The 18,558-nt window shown below is 46.6% G+C and carries 13 protein-coding genes, 1 tRNA gene and 1 pseudogene; 12 read left to right on the top strand and 3 right to left on the bottom strand.

Annotated features, from left to right (window positions below; genetic code table 11):
• From EV202_RS14165 to EV202_RS14125, 9 genes and pseudogenes are all read left to right on the top strand, one after another.
• Positions 1-161 (top strand): annotated as a pseudogene (locus EV202_RS14165) (IS4 family transposase); the annotation flags it as partial.
• Positions 162-673: 512 nt separating this feature from the next.
• Complete coding sequence (gene rimP, locus EV202_RS14160) at positions 674-1,141, top strand: ribosome assembly cofactor RimP (RefSeq protein WP_106068521.1); 468 nt, start codon at positions 674-676, stop codon at positions 1,139-1,141.
• A 4-nt stretch (positions 1,142-1,145) separates the two neighbouring features.
• A complete protein-coding gene (gene nusA / locus EV202_RS14155; protein WP_106068522.1) occupies positions 1,146-2,405 on the top strand; it encodes a transcription termination factor NusA in 1,260 nt (419 codons plus the stop codon).
• Between the two features lie 72 nt (positions 2,406-2,477).
• Entirely contained in the window at positions 2,478-5,492 is a 3,015-nt protein-coding gene (infB, locus tag EV202_RS14150) for a translation initiation factor IF-2 (protein ID WP_131927516.1), read from the top strand.
• A gap of 412 nt (positions 5,493-5,904) precedes the next feature.
• On the top strand, positions 5,905-6,441 hold the full coding sequence (locus tag EV202_RS14145; RefSeq protein WP_106068524.1) for a CvpA family protein: 537 nt from the start codon (positions 5,905-5,907) through the stop codon (positions 6,439-6,441).
• Entirely contained in the window at positions 6,419-7,927 is a 1,509-nt protein-coding gene (gene sufB, locus EV202_RS14140) for a Fe-S cluster assembly protein SufB (protein ID WP_106068525.1), read from the top strand. The genes EV202_RS14145 and sufB overlap by 23 nt, the downstream gene beginning before the upstream one ends.
• 55 nt (positions 7,928-7,982) lie before the next feature.
• Positions 7,983-8,738 carry a Fe-S cluster assembly ATPase SufC gene (gene sufC / locus EV202_RS14135; protein ID WP_131927515.1) on the top strand — a complete coding sequence of 252 codons (756 nt, stop codon included), beginning with the start codon at positions 7,983-7,985 and terminating at the stop codon, positions 8,736-8,738.
• Between the two features lie 93 nt (positions 8,739-8,831).
• The gene (sufD, locus tag EV202_RS14130) at positions 8,832-10,175 is read left to right on the top strand and encodes a Fe-S cluster assembly protein SufD (RefSeq protein ID WP_131927514.1); all 1,344 of its coding nucleotides are present in this window, start codon (positions 8,832-8,834) and stop codon (positions 10,173-10,175) included.
• 98 nt (positions 10,176-10,273) lie between these two features.
• A complete protein-coding gene (locus EV202_RS14125) occupies positions 10,274-11,488 on the top strand; it encodes an aminotransferase class V-fold PLP-dependent enzyme (protein ID WP_131927513.1) in 1,215 nt (404 codons plus the stop codon).
• A 388-nt stretch (positions 11,489-11,876) separates the two neighbouring features.
• Here EV202_RS14125 and EV202_RS14120 read toward each other — a convergent pair whose 3' ends face one another.
• Entirely contained in the window at positions 11,877-12,977 is a 1,101-nt protein-coding gene (locus tag EV202_RS14120; RefSeq protein ID WP_131927512.1) for a glycoside hydrolase family 10 protein, read from the bottom strand.
• Between the two features lie 820 nt (positions 12,978-13,797).
• Here EV202_RS14120 and EV202_RS14115 point away from each other — a divergent pair.
• The 3 genes from EV202_RS14115 (at position 13,798) to EV202_RS14105 (ending at position 17,310) form a co-directional block, all read left to right on the top strand.
• Positions 13,798-15,009 (top strand): sugar MFS transporter, encoded by a 1,212-nt coding sequence (locus EV202_RS14115; protein WP_131927517.1) that lies wholly within the window; start codon positions 13,798-13,800, stop codon positions 15,007-15,009.
• 196 nt (positions 15,010-15,205) lie between these two features.
• Positions 15,206-16,150, top strand: coding sequence for a UDP-glucuronic acid decarboxylase family protein (locus EV202_RS14110; protein WP_106068530.1), 945 nt, complete (start codon positions 15,206-15,208; stop codon positions 16,148-16,150).
• A gap of 29 nt (positions 16,151-16,179) precedes the next feature.
• On the top strand, positions 16,180-17,310 hold the full coding sequence (locus tag EV202_RS14105; protein ID WP_106068531.1) for a hybrid sensor histidine kinase/response regulator: 1,131 nt from the start codon (positions 16,180-16,182) through the stop codon (positions 17,308-17,310).
• A gap of 241 nt (positions 17,311-17,551) precedes the next feature.
• Here EV202_RS14105 and EV202_RS14100 read toward each other — a convergent pair.
• Positions 17,552-17,626 (bottom strand) — tRNA-Pro (locus EV202_RS14100).
• 135 nt (positions 17,627-17,761) lie between these two features.
• Positions 17,762-18,448 (bottom strand): hypothetical protein, encoded by a 687-nt coding sequence (locus EV202_RS14095; protein ID WP_131927511.1) that lies wholly within the window; start codon positions 18,446-18,448, stop codon positions 17,762-17,764.
• Positions 18,449-18,558: the final 110 nt, after the last annotated feature.

Genomic DNA, 18,558 nt, shown 5'->3' with positions numbered 1-18,558 from the left:
TCCAACATGATATGAAGTTGAAACGCTCAACCTATGAAGTTTTGCAGATTCTCAGCATATCATTGACTGACAAAACCCACTTGCGTGACCTGTTCGACAAGACTAATTTCAATGATGTCAAAGATCTAAATGAACCCCTGATTCCGGGGCTATTTGATTAATTGTTTAACTCATCCCATTTTAACGGGACACTAATGATAAGTGAAGTAATTATCTCTTAAATAAGAAAAGGTAAATCTCGGTAATCTAATAGGTTACCGGGATTTTTTTGTGTAGTATAATGTGGTTCTATTCGGAATAATTCACTTTATTATGAGGCGGTTGGGTAAGTCAAGGTAAGCCCTAAGGTTACGTTTGGTTGTTTAGGTATCTCCTCGATTTATGTTTTTATGTGCATAAACCTACGCTTGTTATAGATATAAGGCGATGCTTGTACCTGTGTAAAACTTTGAATTTCTATCGGTTACAAATGAGGTGTGTGCGGAATATTTATACTGAACGATGGCTCTTCTTTATGGTGTGATATGGTTGTTCGTCCACTTTTTTTGTTAAATCATTCTTTTTTTTTCTAATATTTTGTAGTCGAAGAGATTATTTGTATCTTTGCAAACGGAAACGGATGAAAGGTGGAGGGGCAGTCAAGCTCCTCTTTTTCGTTCTTATAGGTTAATTTATGATAGAAAAGAAAACGATTTGTCAGATTGTAGACGAGTGGCTGGAAGGGAAAGAGTATTTTCTGGTGGAAGCAACCATCGGCCCGGATGGCAAGATTCTGGTGGAAATAGACCACAAGGAAGGTGTGTGGATTGAGGATTGTGTGGAGCTGAGCCGCTACATCGAGTCTCGGTTGAATCGCGAAGAGGAAGACTATGAACTGGAAGTAGGTTCGGCCGGTATCGGGCAGCCTTTTAAGGTATTGCAGCAATACATCAATCATGTGGGCTGCGAAGTGGAAGTGTTGACAAAGGACGGCCGTAAGCTCAGTGGTGTGCTGAAGGAAGCGGACGAACAACACTTTGTAGTAACCATCAGCAAGAAAGTGAAAGAAGAAGGAGCTAAACGTCCTAAGATGGTGGACGAGGATCTGAATTTTACGTATGAGGAGATAAAATATACTAAATACTTAATCAGTTTTAAATAAGACTATGGCCAAAAAAGAAGAAACTGTCAGCTTGATAGATACGTTTTCGGAATTTAAGGAACTGAAGAACATTGACCGCACTACAATGGTGAGTGTGCTTGAAGAGTCGTTCCGCAGTGTGATTGCGAAGATGTTTGGCACCGATGAGAATTACGACGTAATCGTGAACCCTGACAAGGGGGATTTTGAGATATGGCGTAATCGTGAAGTTGTTGCAGACGGTGATGTAGAAGATCCGAACCTGCAAATATCCTTGAGCGAGGCACAGAAAATCGATGCTTCCTATGAAGTGGGCGAGGAAGTGACAGACGAGGTGATTTTTGCCAATTTTGGCCGTCGTGCCATCTTGAATCTGCGTCAGACATTGGCATCCAAGATTCTGGAATTGGAGAAGGACAGCCTCTATAATAAATATATAGATAAGGTGGGCACCATTGTCAATGCGGAAGTTTATCAGATATGGAAGAAAGAGATGCTGCTGCTTGACGACGAAGGAAATGAGTTGTTGCTGCCCAAGACCGAACAGATTCCGAGCGATTTCTATCGTAAGGGCGAGACGGCGCGCGCCGTAGTGGCACGTGTGGATAATAAGAATAATAATCCGAAGATTATTCTGAGCCGTACATCACCTGTGTTCCTGCAACGTCTGTTCGAGATGGAAGTGCCCGAAATCAATGACGGACTGATTACCATCAAGAAAATAGCCCGCATACCCGGTGAGCGTGCCAAAATTGCCGTTGAGAGTTACGATGATCGCATTGACCCGGTAGGTGCCTGTGTGGGTGTGAAAGGTAGCCGTATTCATGGCATTGTCCGCGAACTTCGCAATGAGAATATTGACGTTATCAACTATACGTCGAATATTCAGTTGTTTATACAGCGTGCTCTCAGCCCTGCCAAAATTTCTTCTATCCGTTTGAACGAAGAAGAACATAAGGCAGAAGTGTTCTTGAAACCGGAGGAGGTGTCGCTGGCTATCGGTAAAGGTGGTTTGAACATCAAACTGGCCAGTATGTTGACTGAGTACACCATCGATGTGTTCCGCGAGTTGGATGAAACGGTAGAAGATGAGGATATCTATCTGGATGAATTCCGTGATGAGATAGATGGTTGGGTAATCGATTCCATCAAGGCTATCGGTATTGATACGGCAAAGGCTGTGTTGAATGCTCCCCGCGAGATGTTGATTGAAAAGACGGATCTCGAAGAAGAAACGGTGGACGAGGTATTGCGCATTTTGAAACAGGAGTTTGAAGAAGGGTGAGTAGTGTAAGCGATTAGCGATTAGTGGTTAGCGATAACTTCTTCTTTCTCCATTATTCATGAAAAATTAAGTATGACGATAAGGTTAAACAAAGTAACAAGAGATTTGAATGTAGGAATTACGACAGCTGTCGAGTTCCTGCAAAAGAAGGGATTTACCGTTGAGGCGAACCCCAACACGAAAATTACCGACGAGCAGTTTGATTTGCTTAAGAAGGAGTTCAGTACGGATAAGGATCTTAAAATAAAATCGGAGCGTTTCAGTCAGGAGCGTCAAAGCAAGGATCGGAACAAGGCATCTGTGGCCATTGATGGCTATGAGGAGAATGCGCAGGAGAAGGCAAAGCCTGAAGAGATAAAAACCGTTATCCCCGAAGACGTACGCCCGAAGTTTAAACCTGTTGGCAAGATAGATTTGGACAAACCGGGTCAGTGGTCTGTTACTGCTCCGGAAAAGGAGAAAGAAAGGGAAGAAACTGAAAAGGTGATAGAGGAAAAGAAGGTGGAAGAGACTGCTCCGGTAGCTGTAGAAACTTTCCGTCCGGTTTTGGAAGAGCGCGAGGAGGCAAAGCCCGAGCCGGAATCTATGTCTCAGCCCGAGGCGAATGCTACGTCCGAAATACAAGCGGCGCCGCTTGTAGAGAAAGAACCGGAAATTGCTGCGCAGGTGGAACCGGAATCAAAAGAGGAAAAAAGAGTAGAAACTTCTTCTGTATCGGCCACTGAAGAGCCGGAAGCAAAAGAAGAACCGGCAGAAGATAAAATCTTTAAGATACACCAGCCTGAATTTGTTTCGAAGATAAATGTCATAGGACAAATAGACTTGGCCGCTCTGAACCAATCTACACGTCCGAAAAAGAAGTCGAAGGAAGAGAAGCGTAAGGAGCGGGAAGAAAAGGAAAAGACCCGTCAGGACCAGAAAAAGCAGATCAAAGAAGCTATTATCAAGGAAATCCGACGAGAGGATAGCAAGTTGGGCGACTCCGGTGTTGATGTCAATGGCAAAAAGAAACGTGTCCGCATCAATAAAGAGAAGGTGGACATTAATAATGCTTCCAATTTCCAACGTGGTGGTAACGATCGTTCCAAAAATGCCTATGGTGGCGCTCCCGGCGGAAACCAACAAGCCGGCGGTAACCGCAATCGCAATAAAGACCGCTTCAAGAAGCCTCTTGTAAAACAAGAAGTGAATGAAGAAGACGTAGCCAAGCAGGTAAAGGAAACTTTGGCCCGTCTGACCTCCAAAGGCAAGAACAAGGGTGCCAAATATCGCAAGGAAAAACGTGACATGTTGTCCAACCGTATGCAAGAGCTGGAAGACATGGAAATGGCAGAAAGCAAAGTGCTGAAACTTACGGAATTTGTGACGGCCAACGAGTTGGCGAACATGATGGATGTTTCCGTTACGCAAGTCATTGCCACTTGTATGAGCATCGGTATAATGGTGTCTATCAATCAGCGTTTGGATGCCGAAACCATCAATCTGGTGGCAGAGGAGTTTGGCTTCAAGACCGAATATGTCAGCGCAGAGGTGGCTCAGGCTATTGTGGAAGAAGAAGACAGGGAAGAAGACCTTCGGCCTCGTGCCCCGATCGTAACGGTGATGGGGCACGTAGACCACGGCAAGACTTCGTTGCTCGACTACATACGTAAGGCGAACGTTATTGCCGGTGAGGCCGGTGGCATTACGCAGCACATCGGTGCTTATCACGTATCGTTGGAAGATGGGCGTAAGATTACGTTCCTCGACACACCGGGGCACGAAGCCTTTACCGCCATGCGTGCTCGCGGAGCCAAGGTGACGGACATCGCCATCATCATTGTGGCCGCGGACGACAGCGTGATGCCTCAGACCAAGGAAGCCATCAACCATGCCACGGCTGCCGGTGTGCCCATCGTATTTGCAATTAACAAGATTGACAAGCCGACTGCCAATCCCGACAAGATTAAGGAAGAGCTGGCAAACATGAACTTCCTGGTGGAAGAGTGGGGCGGCAAATATCAGTCGCAGGACATCTCTGCCAAGAAAGGATTGGGCGTGGCCGAACTGATGGAAAAAGTTTTGCTCGAGGCCGAACTGCTTGAGCTGAAGGCCAATCCCGACCGTCGCGCCACCGGTTCCATCATAGAATCTTCGTTGGACAAAGGCCGTGGTTATGTGGCTACGGTATTGGTCTCTAACGGCACGTTGAAGATGGGAGATATTGTATTGGCCGGTACCAGTTACGGTAAGGTAAAGGCAATGTTCAACGAACGCAACCAGCGCATCAAGCAGGCAGGTCCTTCCGAGCCTGCATTGATACTGGGCCTGAATGGCGCGCCTGCTGCCGGTGATACATTCCACGTAATAGAAACGGAGCAAGAAGCCCGTGAGATAGCCAATAAGCGCGAACAACTGCAACGCGAACAGGGCTTGCGCACGCAGAAGATGCTGACGCTCGACGAAGTCGGTCGCCGTCTGGCATTGGGCGACTTCCACGAATTGAACGTCATTGTCAAGGGTGATGTGGACGGTTCGGTAGAAGCATTGAGTGATTCGTTGATCAAACTTTCCACTGATCAGGTGCAAGTCAACGTTATCCATAAGGGAGTGGGACAGATTTCCGAATCGGATGTCTCTTTGGCTGCTGCTTCGGATGCTATCATCGTCGGTTTCCAGGTACGTCCTTCGGGTGTTGCTGCAAAACTGGCAGAGCAGGAAGGCGTCGACATCCGCAAGTACTCGGTCATCTACGACGCCATCGAGGAAGTGAAGTCTGCCATGGAAGGCATGTTGGCACCGACTCTGAAAGAGCAGGTGACTGCCACTATCGAAGTTCGCGAAGTGTTCAACATCACGAAGGTGGGGCTCGTGGCCGGTGCCATGGTGAAGAGCGGAAAGGTGAAACGCACCGACAAGGCCCGTTTGATTCGCGACGGCATCGTCATCTTCACCGGTTCCATCAACGCGTTGAAGCGTTTCAAGGACGACGTGAAGGAAGTGGGCACAAACTTTGAATGCGGCATCAGCCTGACGGGCTGCAACGACATCAAGGTGGACGACGTCATCGAGTCTTACGAAGAAGTGGAAGTAAAGCAGACCCTATAATAATCGATAAGGACGATGTGCCAACTGCCCCGCGGAACGTTATACGCGGCCGGTTGGCACATTTTCGTATGCCTTGAAGCGCCTCTATGGAGGAGGCGGTCGTCTCTCTATAGAGGCGCTGCTTGTCTCTCTATAGAGACGTTGCCTACCTCTCTATAGAGACGTTGTCTGTCTCTCTATAGAGACGACATGCGCATCTCACGGGTGACGACATACGCATCTCACGAGTGACGACATACGCATCTCACGAGTGACGACATACGTATCTCATGGGTGATGACATACGTATCTCACAGGTGACGACATACGTATCTCACAGGTGACGACATACGTATCTCATGGGCGACGACATACGTATCTCGTTTTACACCTTATTATATATAGATATATAGAAAATTCAGCTTGAATAAAGATGACAATGATAGATATTCTCATAATCGCAGCCTTCGGAGCGGGTACCGTCATCGGCTTCATGAAAGGGTTTATCAGGCAGCTGGCCTCTATCCTGGGGCTGATTGTCGGCCTGTTGGCGGCAAAGGCCTTGTATGCGGGGCTGGCCGGGAGACTTTGTCCCGCAGTGACAGATTCCATGACAGTTGCACAGATACTGGCTTTTCTCATCATCTGGATAGCCGTGCCATTGGGCTTTACTTTGGTAGCCTCTTTGCTTACCAAGGCGCTGGAGGCCATATCGCTGGGATGGCTGAACCGCTTGCTGGGAAGCGGATTGGGGGCACTCAAATACCTTTTGCTCGTCAGCCTGCTGGTTGGAGTGATTGAGTTTGTGGATGAAGATAACCGGTTGATAAGCAAAACAAAAAAGGAAGAATCGGTGTTATATTATCCGGTAAAGTCTTTCGGCGGGATATTTTTTCCCATGGCGAAGCATGTCACCGAACAATATATATTGAACAATCATGCGACAGATGAATCTGAACAACAAGAATAAGACAGCCGCTGCGGACGAGGCGAGAAAGGATGCTGAGAAGAAACCCTCGAACGAGTACGTCCGGAAGATTGCGGAAGAAAAATACAAGTACGGCTTCACCACCGATGTGCACACGGACATCATCGAGTGCGGCCTGAACGAAGAGATAGTGAAGCTTATCTCTGCAAAGAAAAATGAACCGGAATGGCTGCTGAAGTTCCGCCTGGAGGCGTATCGGCACTGGCTGACGTTGGAAATGCCCACATGGGCGCATCTACGTATTCCGGAAATAGACTACCAATCCATCTCTTACTATGCCGATCCTACCAAGAAAAAGGAAGGACCGAAAAGCATGGACGAGGTGGATCCGGAGCTGGTGAAGACCTTCAATAAATTGGGCATTCCCCTGGAAGAACAAATGGCATTGAGCGGTATGGCGGTAGATGCCGTGATGGACTCGGTGTCCGTAAAGACCACTTTCAAGGAGACGTTGATGGAGAAAGGCATCATATTCTGCTCTTTCAGCGAAGCCGTGCGCGAACATCCCGACCTGGTGCAGAAGTATCTGGGCTCTGTTGTGCCTTATCGCGACAACTTCTTTGCCGCACTCAACTCGGCCGTGTTTTCCGACGGCTCTTTCGTCTACATCCCCAAGGGAGTGCGCTGCCCCATGGAGCTGTCCACCTACTTCCGCATCAATGCCCGCAATACAGGCCAGTTTGAAAGGACGCTCATTGTGGCCGACGATGATTCGTATGTATCCTATCTCGAAGGCTGCACGGCCCCGATGCGCGATGAGAACCAGTTGCATGCCGCCATCGTGGAGATTGTGGTGCACGACCGTGCGGAGGTGAAGTACAGCACGGTGCAAAACTGGTATCCGGGTGATGCCGACGGCAAGGGCGGCGTTTACAACTTCGTGACCAAGCGCGGCCATTGCAAGGGCGCGGACAGCAAACTGTCGTGGACACAGGTGGAGACCGGCTCCGCCATTACCTGGAAGTACCCCTCGTGCATCCTCTCCGGCGATAATTCTACGGCAGAGTTCTACAGCGTGGCAGTGACTAACAACCATCAGCAGGCAGACACGGGAACCAAGATGATACATCTGGGCAAGAACACCCGCAGCACCATTGTCAGCAAAGGCATCTCTGCCGGAAAGAGTGAGAACTCTTACCGCGGACTGGTGCGTGTCGCTGCCAAAGCGGACAATGCCCGCAACTATAGCCAGTGCGACTCTTTGCTGCTTGGCGACAAGTGCGGCGCACACACTTTCCCCTACATGGACATCCATAACGAAACAGCCATTGTGGAGCATGAAGCCACAACCAGCAAAATCAGCGAAGACCAGATTTTCTATTGCAACCAGCGCGGCATCTCTACGGAGGATGCCGTGGGGCTGATTGTGAACGGATATGCCAAAGAGGTACTGAACAAGCTTCCGATGGAGTTCGCCGTAGAGGCACAGAAACTGTTGGCCATCTCGCTGGAGGGAAGCGTGGGATGATTTACTGAAACAGTAAGATAGGAATTTGTAAATAAGTCAAAATAGTAAGATAAAGATGTTAGAGATAAAAGACCTGCATGCCAGCATCAATGGCAAAGAGATATTAAAAGGCATCGATTTGACCATACGGGACGGTGAAGTGCACGCCTTGATGGGACAGAACGGTGCCGGTAAAAGTACATTGAGCAATGTATTGGTGGGCCATCCCGCTTATGAGGTGACGCGCGGCTCGATTACTTTCAACGGAAAGGACCTGCTGGCCATGAGTGCCGAAGACCGTGCCCACGAGGGAATTTTCCTCTCCTTCCAATCGCCGGTAGAAATTCCGGGCGTCTCGATGGTGAACTTCATGCGTGCTGCCGTGAACGAGCAGCGCAAGTATCGGCATCTGCCGGCTTTGTCGGCCGGCGAGTTCCTGAAGCTGATGCGCGAGAAGCGCGCCATCGTGGAGTTGGATAATAAACTTGCCAACCGTAGCGTGAACGAGGGGTTCAGCGGTGGTGAGAAGAAGCGTAATGAAATCTTTCAGATGGCCATGCTGGAGCCGGCTTTTGCCATTTTGGACGAGACGGACTCCGGTCTGGATGTGGATGCCCTGCGCATCGTGGCAGATGGCTTTAACAAGCTGAAGACGGCGGAAACCAGTGCAATAGTGATTACTCACTATCAGCGCTTGTTGGACTATATCAAACCCGATAAGGTACACGTTTTGCTTGGCGGACGTATCGTGAAGAGCGGAGGTCCTGAACTGGCAAAGGAGATTGAGCTGCGCGGCTTCGACTGGATAAAAAAAGAGGCGGGAGATTTTTAGAATTAGGCGCGGATTGTGTGGAACTTCTTGAGTTGAAAGGCCTTTCAATCATTGATAAATCCCTGAATTCTTGCTTAAAAAATAAAGGAAGTTATGAAACCTGAACAACAATATATAGACCTTTTCTCCCAAACGGAGGCGATGATATGCCGGCATAGTGCCGAGGTGATGAATGCGCCACGTGCAGCAGCTTTTGCCGACTTTGAGCGGCTGGGCTTTCCCACCCGTAAGCAGGAGAGGTACAAATATACAGATGTCAGCAAGTTCTTTGAGCCGGATTATGGCTTGAACTTGAACCGTCTGGATATTCCGGTGAACCCTTATGAGGTGTTTAAGTGCGACGTTCCCAATATGAGCACTGCCCTTTATTTCGTGGTGAACGATTCTTTCTACGGCAAGAGCCTGCCGAAGTCTCTTCTGCCCGAAGGCGTTCTCTTTGGTAGTCTGAAGGAGATGGCCGAACAGCATCCCGAACTGGTGAGGAAGCATTATGGCAAGCTGGCCAATACGGCCGAGGATGGTGTGACAGCTTTCAATACGGCTTTTGCGCAAGACGGCGTATTGCTTTATGTGCCCAAGAACGTAGTAGTGGAGAAGCCCATTCAGTTGGTGAATATTCTGCGTGGAGATGTCAGTTTCATGGTGAACCGACGTATGCTGATTGTTTTGGAAGAGGGTGCGCAAGCCCGTTTTCTGGTGTGCGACCATGCAATGGACAATGTAAACTTCTTGACGACGCAAGTGGTGGAAGCCTTTGTCGGTGAAAATGCCTCTTTCGACTTTTATGAGTTGGAAGAAACGCATACGGGTACGGTTCGCATCAGCAACATGTATGTGGAACAGAAAGCTCACAGCAATGTTTTGCTGAACGGCATGACCTTGCACAACGGAACTACCCGCAATACCACTCAGGTGACGCTTGCAGGCGAAGGTGCCGACTTGAATCTTTGCGGTATGGCCATTGCCGATAAGAACCAGCATGTAGATAATCATACCAAGATAGACCATGCCGTGCCAAACTGTACCAGCAACGAACTTTACAAGTATGTGCTTGATGAACAGTCCGTAGGGGCTTTTGCAGGTTTGGTGCTGGTGCGTCCGGATGCGCAACACACCAATTCAAAGCAGACCAACCGAAACCTTTGCGCTACTCGTGAGGCACGTATGTACACCCAGCCGCAGCTGGAAATCTATGCGGACGATGTGAAGTGCAGTCATGGCGCCACGGTAGGGCAGCTTGATGAGAGTGCTTTGTTCTATATGCGGCAGCGAGGCATTCCGATGCGTGAGGCACGCCTATTGTTGATGTTCGCTTTTGTCAACGAGGTGATTGATACCATCCGTCTGGATGCTTTGAAAGACCGCTTGCATCTGTTGGTGGAGAAGCGTTTCCGTGGCGAACTGAACAAGTGTCAGGGATGCTCGATTTGTAAATAAGAAATTCAGAAGGCACGGATTGTATGGATTGACACGGTTTTTATGGACTGAATCCGTGAAGTCCGTGCCATCCATGCCTTGATTAAATCAGATAGTTTATGTATGATATTCAGAAGATAAGAACCGATTTCCCGATACTCTCGCGTGAGGTTTATGGCAAGCCGTTGGTGTATCTCGACAATGGAGCCACCACTCAAAAGCCCCGCATGGTGGTAGATGCCATTTCCGAGGAGTATTACTCCGTCAACGCCAACGTGCACCGAGGCGTACATTTCCTTTCGCAGCAGGCCACGGAACTACATGAAGCTTCGCGCGAAACGGTGCGTAAATTCGTCAATGCGCGCAGTACGAACGAAATTGTCTTTACGCGTGGCACAACGGAAAGCATCAACCTGCTTGCCTCTTGTTTCGGCGAGGAGTTTATGCAGCGGGGCGATGAGGTGATTATCTCCGTCATGGAACATCATAGCAACATCGTTCCTTGGCAACTGTTGGCTGCCAAGAAGGGAATTGCCATCAACGTAGTCCCCATGAATGACAAAGGCGAACTGCTGCAGGAGGAGTATAAGAACCTGTTTTCCGAACGCACGAAGATTGTCAGCCTTGCGCATGTATCCAATGTGCTCGGCACGATAAATCCCGTAAAGGAGATGATTGCCTTTGCGCACAAGCAGGGAGTGCCCGTGCTGATAGACGGCGCGCAGTCCGTTCCACACATGCCCGTAGATGTGCAGGAGCTGGATACCGACTTCTTTGTCTTTTCCGGCCATAAGGTCTACGGCCCTACCGGCGTGGGCGTGCTCTACGGTAAGGAGGAATGGTTGGATAAACTGCCTCCCTATCAAGGTGGTGGCGAGATGATACAAAGTGTTTCGTTCGAGAAGACCACGTTTAATGAACTGCCTTTTAAGTTCGAGGCCGGAACGCCCGATTACATCGGTACGACGGGACTTGCCAAAGCGCTGGATTATGTTTCGCTTATCGGCATGGATAAGATTGCTGCCTACGAGCATGAACTTACCCTCTACGGCATGCAACGGCTGAAAGAAGTTCCCGGTATGCGCATTTTCGGGGAGGCGGAAGAGAAGGGGAGTGTCATTTCGTTCTTGGTGAGCGATATCCATCATTTTGACATGGGGACGCTGCTCGACCGTTTAGGTATTGCCGTGCGCACCGGGCATCATTGTGCCCAGCCATTGATGCAACGCCTTGGTATAGAAGGTACCGTGCGTGCCTCGTTCGGACTATATAATACGCGCGAGGAGATTGATGCGTTGGTAGCCGGTATCGAACGTGTCTGCCGGATGTTCTGATGTTTCAACACTTCTGACCGTATGAGGAAGGGGGAATTGGCTTCCGGCGTAGTCTGAATTGTTAGTCGATGATCTATCTTTCCTTTCAGTTTGTCTTCTCTAAAGTGTGGTCTAACCTCTCCTAAGGTGTGGGGAGAGCTCCTCTGAAGTGTGGGCATATGGCTTCTAAAGTGTGGGGTTGCGGTTCGTTAAGTGTGGGCATAGGTTCACTAAAGTGTGGGCTTGTGTTTGCTATGCTTCTCGGATAGCTCCGTTCCTCTAATTTGTTCTTGCTTGTGTGTTAAAATGAAAAACACTTGTGCCGATCATGTCGGGCACAAGTGTTTGGCAGATCTTATAGAACAGCTTGATAGGCGGCTCTTGGGATGGCTTGTTCAGCCAATAGTTATCAGTACGTCTTTCTGATGGCTTTCCTCAAGGCTTCCCAATGTTCGGGCGTCATATCGTTGGGCGTAAACAAGCATACACCGGTGGCTCCGGCCTTCATTGAACCGGCCACGGCTTTTTCTATTTCGGAGGGCAGCAGACCGGAGTGCTCAGGGTCGATCAGGTTAGCTTTGTTTTGCCAGTCGCGGCAGATGAAAAGTCCGCTGTAAACGGGTGTCTTCTTGTCGGCTACGCTTTTTACTTCTTCAGCCGTCACTTTACCTATCCACTCGGCCGGTTCCTTGTAGAAGTCATTGTAGTTCATCGGGAAGTAGGCATCCACGTTCCATTTGTTCCATTCTTGGCGCACCATCCATACGGCATAGCTCTGCGGTCCGGGGAAGACGTCGGCACTGATTTTTTTCCCTTTGGCATGAATGGCGTCAACTAACTCGTTCACCAGGCCTGTGATAGCGTCACAACGGAATTGCGCCCACTCTTGGTTGGTCGAAGGATTTGTCACTTGCCTTATGTCGATGCCGCTGGTTCGTTGGAAAGCAGCTACGCAACTGTCGCAATAACAGTAGTCGGCCTTGGGATACTCTTCGTTCATCGTCAGCCCATACTTGTCCCACAGGCCGCGGGCCAGAATGACATCTGCATAACGGATATAATCCAGCTGGATATAATCCACTTCCTTGATAGAGGCGATACGTTCGAATTGTTCTTTCAGAAAGCGTCGGACTTGGGGATTAAGCGGGTCAAGCGTCTTGTAGTAAGGCACGTAGGCTTGTTTGTCGTAGGCCGATTCACCGAGGCGGTTCACCGTATAACAAGTAGAATCGAGTCCTTCTTGCAACATGGTAGGAATCCATGCGTGGTATTCCAACCCCAATTCTTTGGCGATACGCGCTGCGGTAGCTATCTTGGCAGAATCAAGGTGGGCGTTGAAGCATACACCTACCGTACCGTATGTTTTCCAACGTTCGAAGTCGCTTCGCAGACTATTTTCCGTTGTGCTTTCTTCCCACGACTGCCATACGTAGAGAGGAACTGTGATTTGGTCTTTTGCTCCACATCCTGCGAGGAAGGAGAGGATGAATAAGATAAACAGGTTTTTCATAATGATTATTTTAGAGTTAGTTCTATTATGTCTCAAATAATTACCGGATGAATGCTTAGTCTCCTTAAACGGTTGGTGCATTGGCAAAAGACAAGTCCGAGAGTACTTCCCTTTTTTTCACAACCCTGCCGAAGAGTAACCAAGATCGACCTTTCCCTCTGATGTGCATCAACCTCAATAAAAGTTCTGTCCATCAGACTGTCTATATAAGTGTTGAAACCTTCTTATGCATCAGGCTTGTGCCTTGTTGCGACGAAAGGCTTACTTATTTGAAAGTTTAAAATTAATCTTTTTTTGTGACACTTGCAAAATCCAGATAGAAAAAATCCTGTTTCAAAGCCATATCCGATAATGGATGGATATTCGTAATGTCCGGAATCTGTTTCTCAATGGGCAGTGTTGCCGTTCGGTAAGATAAACTTTTTTATGGTTCCATTGATGCTGTTCATAATTATTTAATCAGAGTTCGGGATAGGCGGTTCCTTCTTCTAAAGATGAGGGGCTGCATCCTATCGGGCGGATATTTCTTGAATACATCGGTTTTACAATGGTCAGGCAGAAGAGAAGAGAGCCTTTCAGGCCGGCCGCCTTCGTCCTGTTTTGACAGCTGCAATCCTTTGTCGTGACAGAGGCAGGTGTTCAAGCCGACAGACACTTGTGTTTGACGTGACAGACACAAGTGTCTGAGCCGTCAGAGGCAAGTGTCTGACAAGGCAGGAGGAAACATCAGATAACCAATAGGCTTTTTCTTTAGAGTTTTGTTTATCTTTGCAGCTGCAATTTGAACAACTTTAAGATGGCTTTTTGACATTAGTATATGATGAAACAGAAACGGATACCATTGGTGGGAGAACAATATCTTGTTCCCTTTATCCTGATTACTTCTCTCTTTTTCTTGTGGGGATTTGCCCATGCCATTCTGAATGTTCTGAATAAACATTTTCAGGAAATATTAGACATTACGAAAACCCATTCAGCCTTTATCCAGATGACCATGTATATGGGCTATTTTGTCATGGCTGTTCCTGCAGGATTGTTCATCAGCCGTTTCGGATATCGCAGGGGTGTGGTATTCGGATTATTGCTTTACGGTGTCGGTTCGCTGCTGTTTATCCCCGGACAGTATTATTTGTCATTCAATCTTTTCTTGTTTGCCCTATTTGTGATAGGATGCGGGTTGACGTTTCTTGAAACAGCAGCCAATCCCTATGCCACGGAACTGGGAGCAAAAGAAACAGCTGCCAGTCGTCTGAATTTTGCTCAGTCTTTCAATGGATTGGGATGTATCTGTGCACCTGTATTGGCCGGCTTACTTTTGTTCTCAAAAGATGGACAAGCCGGAGAGGGGAGCGTAGCGTTGCCTTATGTCTGCATGGGCATTGTGGTGTTGTTGGTGGCGTTGCTTTTTTCCAAAGTCAGACTTCCCGAAATAGAACATAGCGTAGAAGTGGATAAAGAGGGTAATAAAGTGAGTTTGTGGTCGTATAAACTTTTCATTTTTGGATTGGTGGCACTGTTTGCCTATGAGGTCGGAGAGATTTCTGTCAACAGTTTTTTTATCAACTATGTGGTGGAGCAAAACTGGATGAATGCCCGTGAAGCCTCTGTGGTGCTCTCTTTCGGCGGATTGGGTTTGTTCATGTTAGGACGTTTTGCCGGCAGTTGGATAATGGGTCGCGTATGTGCCGAAAAGATGTTGTTGGCTTGTGCCACAGGAACCGTGATTACCACTGCGTTGGTTCTGCTTGATGTGGGCATAGTTTCGCTTGTTGCTCTTCTATTCGGTTATGCTTTCGAAGCCATCATGTTTCCTACGATATTCGCCCTTTCCTTGAGAGGATTGGGCAGCCACACCAAGCAGGCTTCATCTTTCCTGATGATGTCACCGGTGGGAGGTGTGGTGGGGCCATTCCTAATGGGGGTAGTTGCTGACCATACCTCCATGGTGATGGCATTCATTGTGCCGTTGGTGGCTTATTGTGTGGTATGGGCATATGCTCGTAAGATAGTATCTGTGGCAAAGGCAACTTAGCAGGTGCCCTCTTGATAAAAGAATGTCGGGAAAAGCCGTTTTTCACATATATATTATTGTGTTAATTGTTGATTCGCACAGGTAAATGAAATATTTCATACCAAACTTGCACAATTTGCCCAAATCAGTTACATTTGTCATCAACAAAAGATAAATAGAGAAAAGATTTGTTCAAAGCATTATAAAATAAAGTGGGATGAAGAAGATTCTTGTTAGTGGAGGTGCCGGATTTATAGGCTCTCATCTTTGTACGCGTCTGATAAATGAAGGGCATCAAGTACAATGTCTGGATAATCTTTTCACCGGTTCAGAAAAGAATATTGCCCATTTAAAGGGGAATCCTCGTTTTGAATTTGTGTTGCATGATGTGGAAAATCCGTATGAAACAGAGGTAGACGAAATATATAATTTGGCCTGTCCTGCTTCTCCTATCCATTACCAATATGATGCAATCAAGACGATTAAGACCTCGGTGATGGGAGCCATTAATATGTTGGGGTTGGCCAAAAGAACAAAAGCAAAGATTTTACAGGCATCTACCAGCGAAGTATATGGTGATCCGGTAATCCATCCCCAAGTGGAAAGCTATTGGGGAAATGTAAATCCTATAGGTATTCGTTCCTGCTATGATGAAGGTAAGCGATGCGCCGAAACACTGTTTATGGATTATCATCGGCAAAATGGAATACGGATTAAGATCATACGTATCTTCAACACGTATGGACCGCGAATGCTTCCAAACGACGGTCGGGTAGTGTCTAACTTTGTGGTACAGGCTTTGCAGAATCATGATATTACGATATATGGTTCTGGTAATCAAACTCGTAGCTTTCAGTACATAGACGATTTGATAGAGGGAATGGTACGCATGATGAATACGGAAGATGATTTTATCGGTCCGGTGAACTTGGGAAACCCCAATGAATTTTCTATTTTGGAGTTGGCGGAGAAAATCATTAAACTGTCCGGTTCTAAATCAAAATTGATATTTGAACCTTTGCCGCACGATGACCCTAAACAGCGTCAGCCGGATATCACTTTAGCAAAGGAAAAGTTAAACTGGAAACCAATCATTGAATTGGATGAAGGTTTGCAGCATATGATAGAATATTTTAAAGAAATCACACCCGGTAATCAGTAATTTGTATAACGGGAAAACTATATAGAAAGATGAATATGGAAATTAATCCTTCTGAGTACAAGATTCTAATCGTTGACGATGTGATGTCAAACGTGTTATTGTTGAGGGTGCTCTTGACAAACGAGAAATTTACAATTGCCACGGCCAATAATGGGCGGCAGGCATTGGAGCAGGTAAAAAAAGAAAGCCCTGACTTAATCTTGCTGGATGTGATGATGCCGGATTTAAGTGGCTTCGAGGTAGCCCAGCAATTGAAGGCAAACCCCGATACGGCTGAAATTCCAATAATCTTTCTGACTGCATTGAATGGTACGGCAGATATTGTGAAGGGATTTCAGGTGGGAGGAAGTGATTTTATTTCTAAACCTTTCAATAAGGAAGAATTGATTATTCGTGTCACACACCAGATATCGTTGGTGGCAGCTAAACGTCTTATCCTGAGTAAGACCGAAGAGTTGCAACGTACCATTGCCGGACGGGATAAACTATATTCAGTCATTGCCCACGATTTGAGATCTCCGATGGGATCCATCAAAATGGTGTTGAACATGCTGATACTGAATCTGCCGGCAGAGAAGATCGGCGAAGAGATGTACGAATTATTGATTATGGCCAATCAGACCACAGAAGACGTGTTTTCACTGCTGGACAACTTGCTGAAGTGGACTAAGAGTCAGATAGGTAAGTTGAATGTGGTTTATCAGGATGTGAATCTTGTGGAATTGACAGATAGCGTGATTGATATCTTCAATATGGTGGCTAAACTGAAGAAGATAACGATCAAAGAAACGAAGTCGGATAAGATAATGGTGAATGCCGACATCGATATGCTGAAAACAGTAGTTCGTAATTTATTGAGCAATGCCATCAAGTTTAGCAAAGAGAACTCCGAAGTTTTGGTGACAATCAAAGAGGAGGACGACATGGCTGTTGTCAGCGTTCAAGACTATGGCTGTGGAATCAGCGAAGAAGGGCAGAAGAAGTTGTTGCATACCGATACCCATTTCAGCACGTTTGGCACGAACAATGAAGAAGGGTCTGGTTTGGGACTTCTGCTATGCAAGGATTTTGTTATGAAGAATGGTGGAAAACTGTGGTTTACTTCCAAAGAAAAAGAGGGTTCTACATTTAGCTTTTCTATCCCGCTGAAGAAAGAGTGACGGGAAGATAGGCTGAAGCTCGTTGATTTATTATATTCTTTCAAATGAGAATTATGTTTTGCGCTTGTATAAGATATCCCGTATTTTATGCAAGCGTAAAATTTTAGTGTAACCTATCTAAAAGGAAAAGCTTTGGATGTTAGGATTACGGTCTCAGGTTCTGTAATGAGTTTGGTATATAATGAGGAACTCGTATAAACAAAAAAGTTGCTGGAAAAACAGCAACTTATTCTAAAAGAAGTCGGGGTAGCGGGATTCGAACCCACGACCCCCTGCTCCCAAAGCAGGTGCGCTAACCGGACTGCGCTACACCCCGAGTGCTTCATTTTTTTAAGCGAGTGCAAAGATAAGAAACTTTGTTGATATAAACCAAACTTTTTTTCACTTTATATACGATGTATGTACGATAAGAAAGTAAAATGCTGATAGCCAATATCAGTAGGAATCATCTCTATTTCATCCGACCTGCTACAGCCAACAATACCCCTAATACTACACCTAAAAGAGCAGCAAAAAGTACCCGTATTTCTCCTGGCAGAAGAAAAGTGATGGTATGGGCAGGAAACCAAAAGAAAGGAATCGTTTTTTTGAAAACGAAGTTCCATTGAGTTTTCCAATTGAGATTAGTAATAATATGTGTCATTGGAATAGGAGTTATAAGGGTGCGGATCGAGCCGCCACAATCAAGGATGTGTTTGTCTGTAATTTTATGAAATGTCATAAAGACTGGAGCAAATATCATATTCATGGCTACAGAGATAGAGAAAGCGACTATAACCTTGTTCAAACTGAATGTTCCATTGATGATCAAAGAAGCGTTTTCCATTCCCATGTACTCCATAAAATAAGGCACTCCTCTTGAAAAAATAATCATTGCGGCATTGATGGTCATACCTAAAAATCCCCAGATCACCATGCGGGGAAGCACTCCAAAGTTCTTCCTATTATAGGCGCCTACTGTAATTCGGAGTCCTAGCACTTCTCCTGTGGTAGATAGTATTGCAAATTTGAGAAAACTCATCACCATGCCATGTTCGGCATTGAATGACTTATACCAATCATAAAGAGAAGAACTTAACCAAAAAGGTAGAAATATTACCATTAAAAAACAGAGAAAAAAGATATCTTTCGTTTTCATACAAAGGTTATGATTATGAAGTGATTTAAACTTTTCTTTTTCTCAAATATTTCCTTAGCAGAATTACCATAAATGCAATATAGTTCCATGATTCGCAATTCCTAACCGTT

Source organism: Prevotella heparinolytica, from assembly GCF_004342845.1.
Lineage (GTDB): Bacteria > Bacteroidota > Bacteroidia > Bacteroidales > Bacteroidaceae > Bacteroides > Bacteroides heparinolyticus.
The sequence above is the reverse complement of the archived record's forward strand: the minus strand, read 5'-3'. Positions and strand labels throughout refer to the sequence as shown.

Bases quoted from the DNA above. Each gene is read 5' to 3' on its own strand.
- rimP (WP_106068521.1), top strand. From the start codon at position 674: ATGATAGAAAAGAAAACGATTTGTCAGATTGTAGACGAGTGGCTGGAA.
- nusA (WP_106068522.1), top strand. From the start codon at position 1,146: ATGGCCAAAAAAGAAGAAACTGTCAGCTTGATAGATACGTTTTCGGAA.
- infB (WP_131927516.1), top strand. From the start codon at position 2,478: ATGACGATAAGGTTAAACAAAGTAACAAGAGATTTGAATGTAGGAATT.
- EV202_RS14145 (WP_106068524.1), top strand. From the start codon at position 5,905: ATGACAATGATAGATATTCTCATAATCGCAGCCTTCGGAGCGGGTACC.
- sufB (WP_106068525.1), top strand. From the start codon at position 6,419: ATGAATCTGAACAACAAGAATAAGACAGCCGCTGCGGACGAGGCGAGA.
- sufC (WP_131927515.1), top strand. From the start codon at position 7,983: ATGTTAGAGATAAAAGACCTGCATGCCAGCATCAATGGCAAAGAGATA.
- sufD (WP_131927514.1), top strand. From the start codon at position 8,832: ATGAAACCTGAACAACAATATATAGACCTTTTCTCCCAAACGGAGGCG.
- EV202_RS14125 (WP_131927513.1), top strand. From the start codon at position 10,274: ATGTATGATATTCAGAAGATAAGAACCGATTTCCCGATACTCTCGCGT.
- EV202_RS14120 (WP_131927512.1), bottom strand. From the start codon at position 12,977: ATGAAAAACCTGTTTATCTTATTCATCCTCTCCTTCCTCGCAGGATGT.
- EV202_RS14115 (WP_131927517.1), top strand. From the start codon at position 13,798: ATGAAACAGAAACGGATACCATTGGTGGGAGAACAATATCTTGTTCCC.
- EV202_RS14110 (WP_106068530.1), top strand. From the start codon at position 15,206: ATGAAGAAGATTCTTGTTAGTGGAGGTGCCGGATTTATAGGCTCTCAT.
- EV202_RS14105 (WP_106068531.1), top strand. From the start codon at position 16,180: ATGAATATGGAAATTAATCCTTCTGAGTACAAGATTCTAATCGTTGAC.
- EV202_RS14095 (WP_131927511.1), bottom strand. From the start codon at position 18,448: ATGAAAACGAAAGATATCTTTTTTCTCTGTTTTTTAATGGTAATATTT.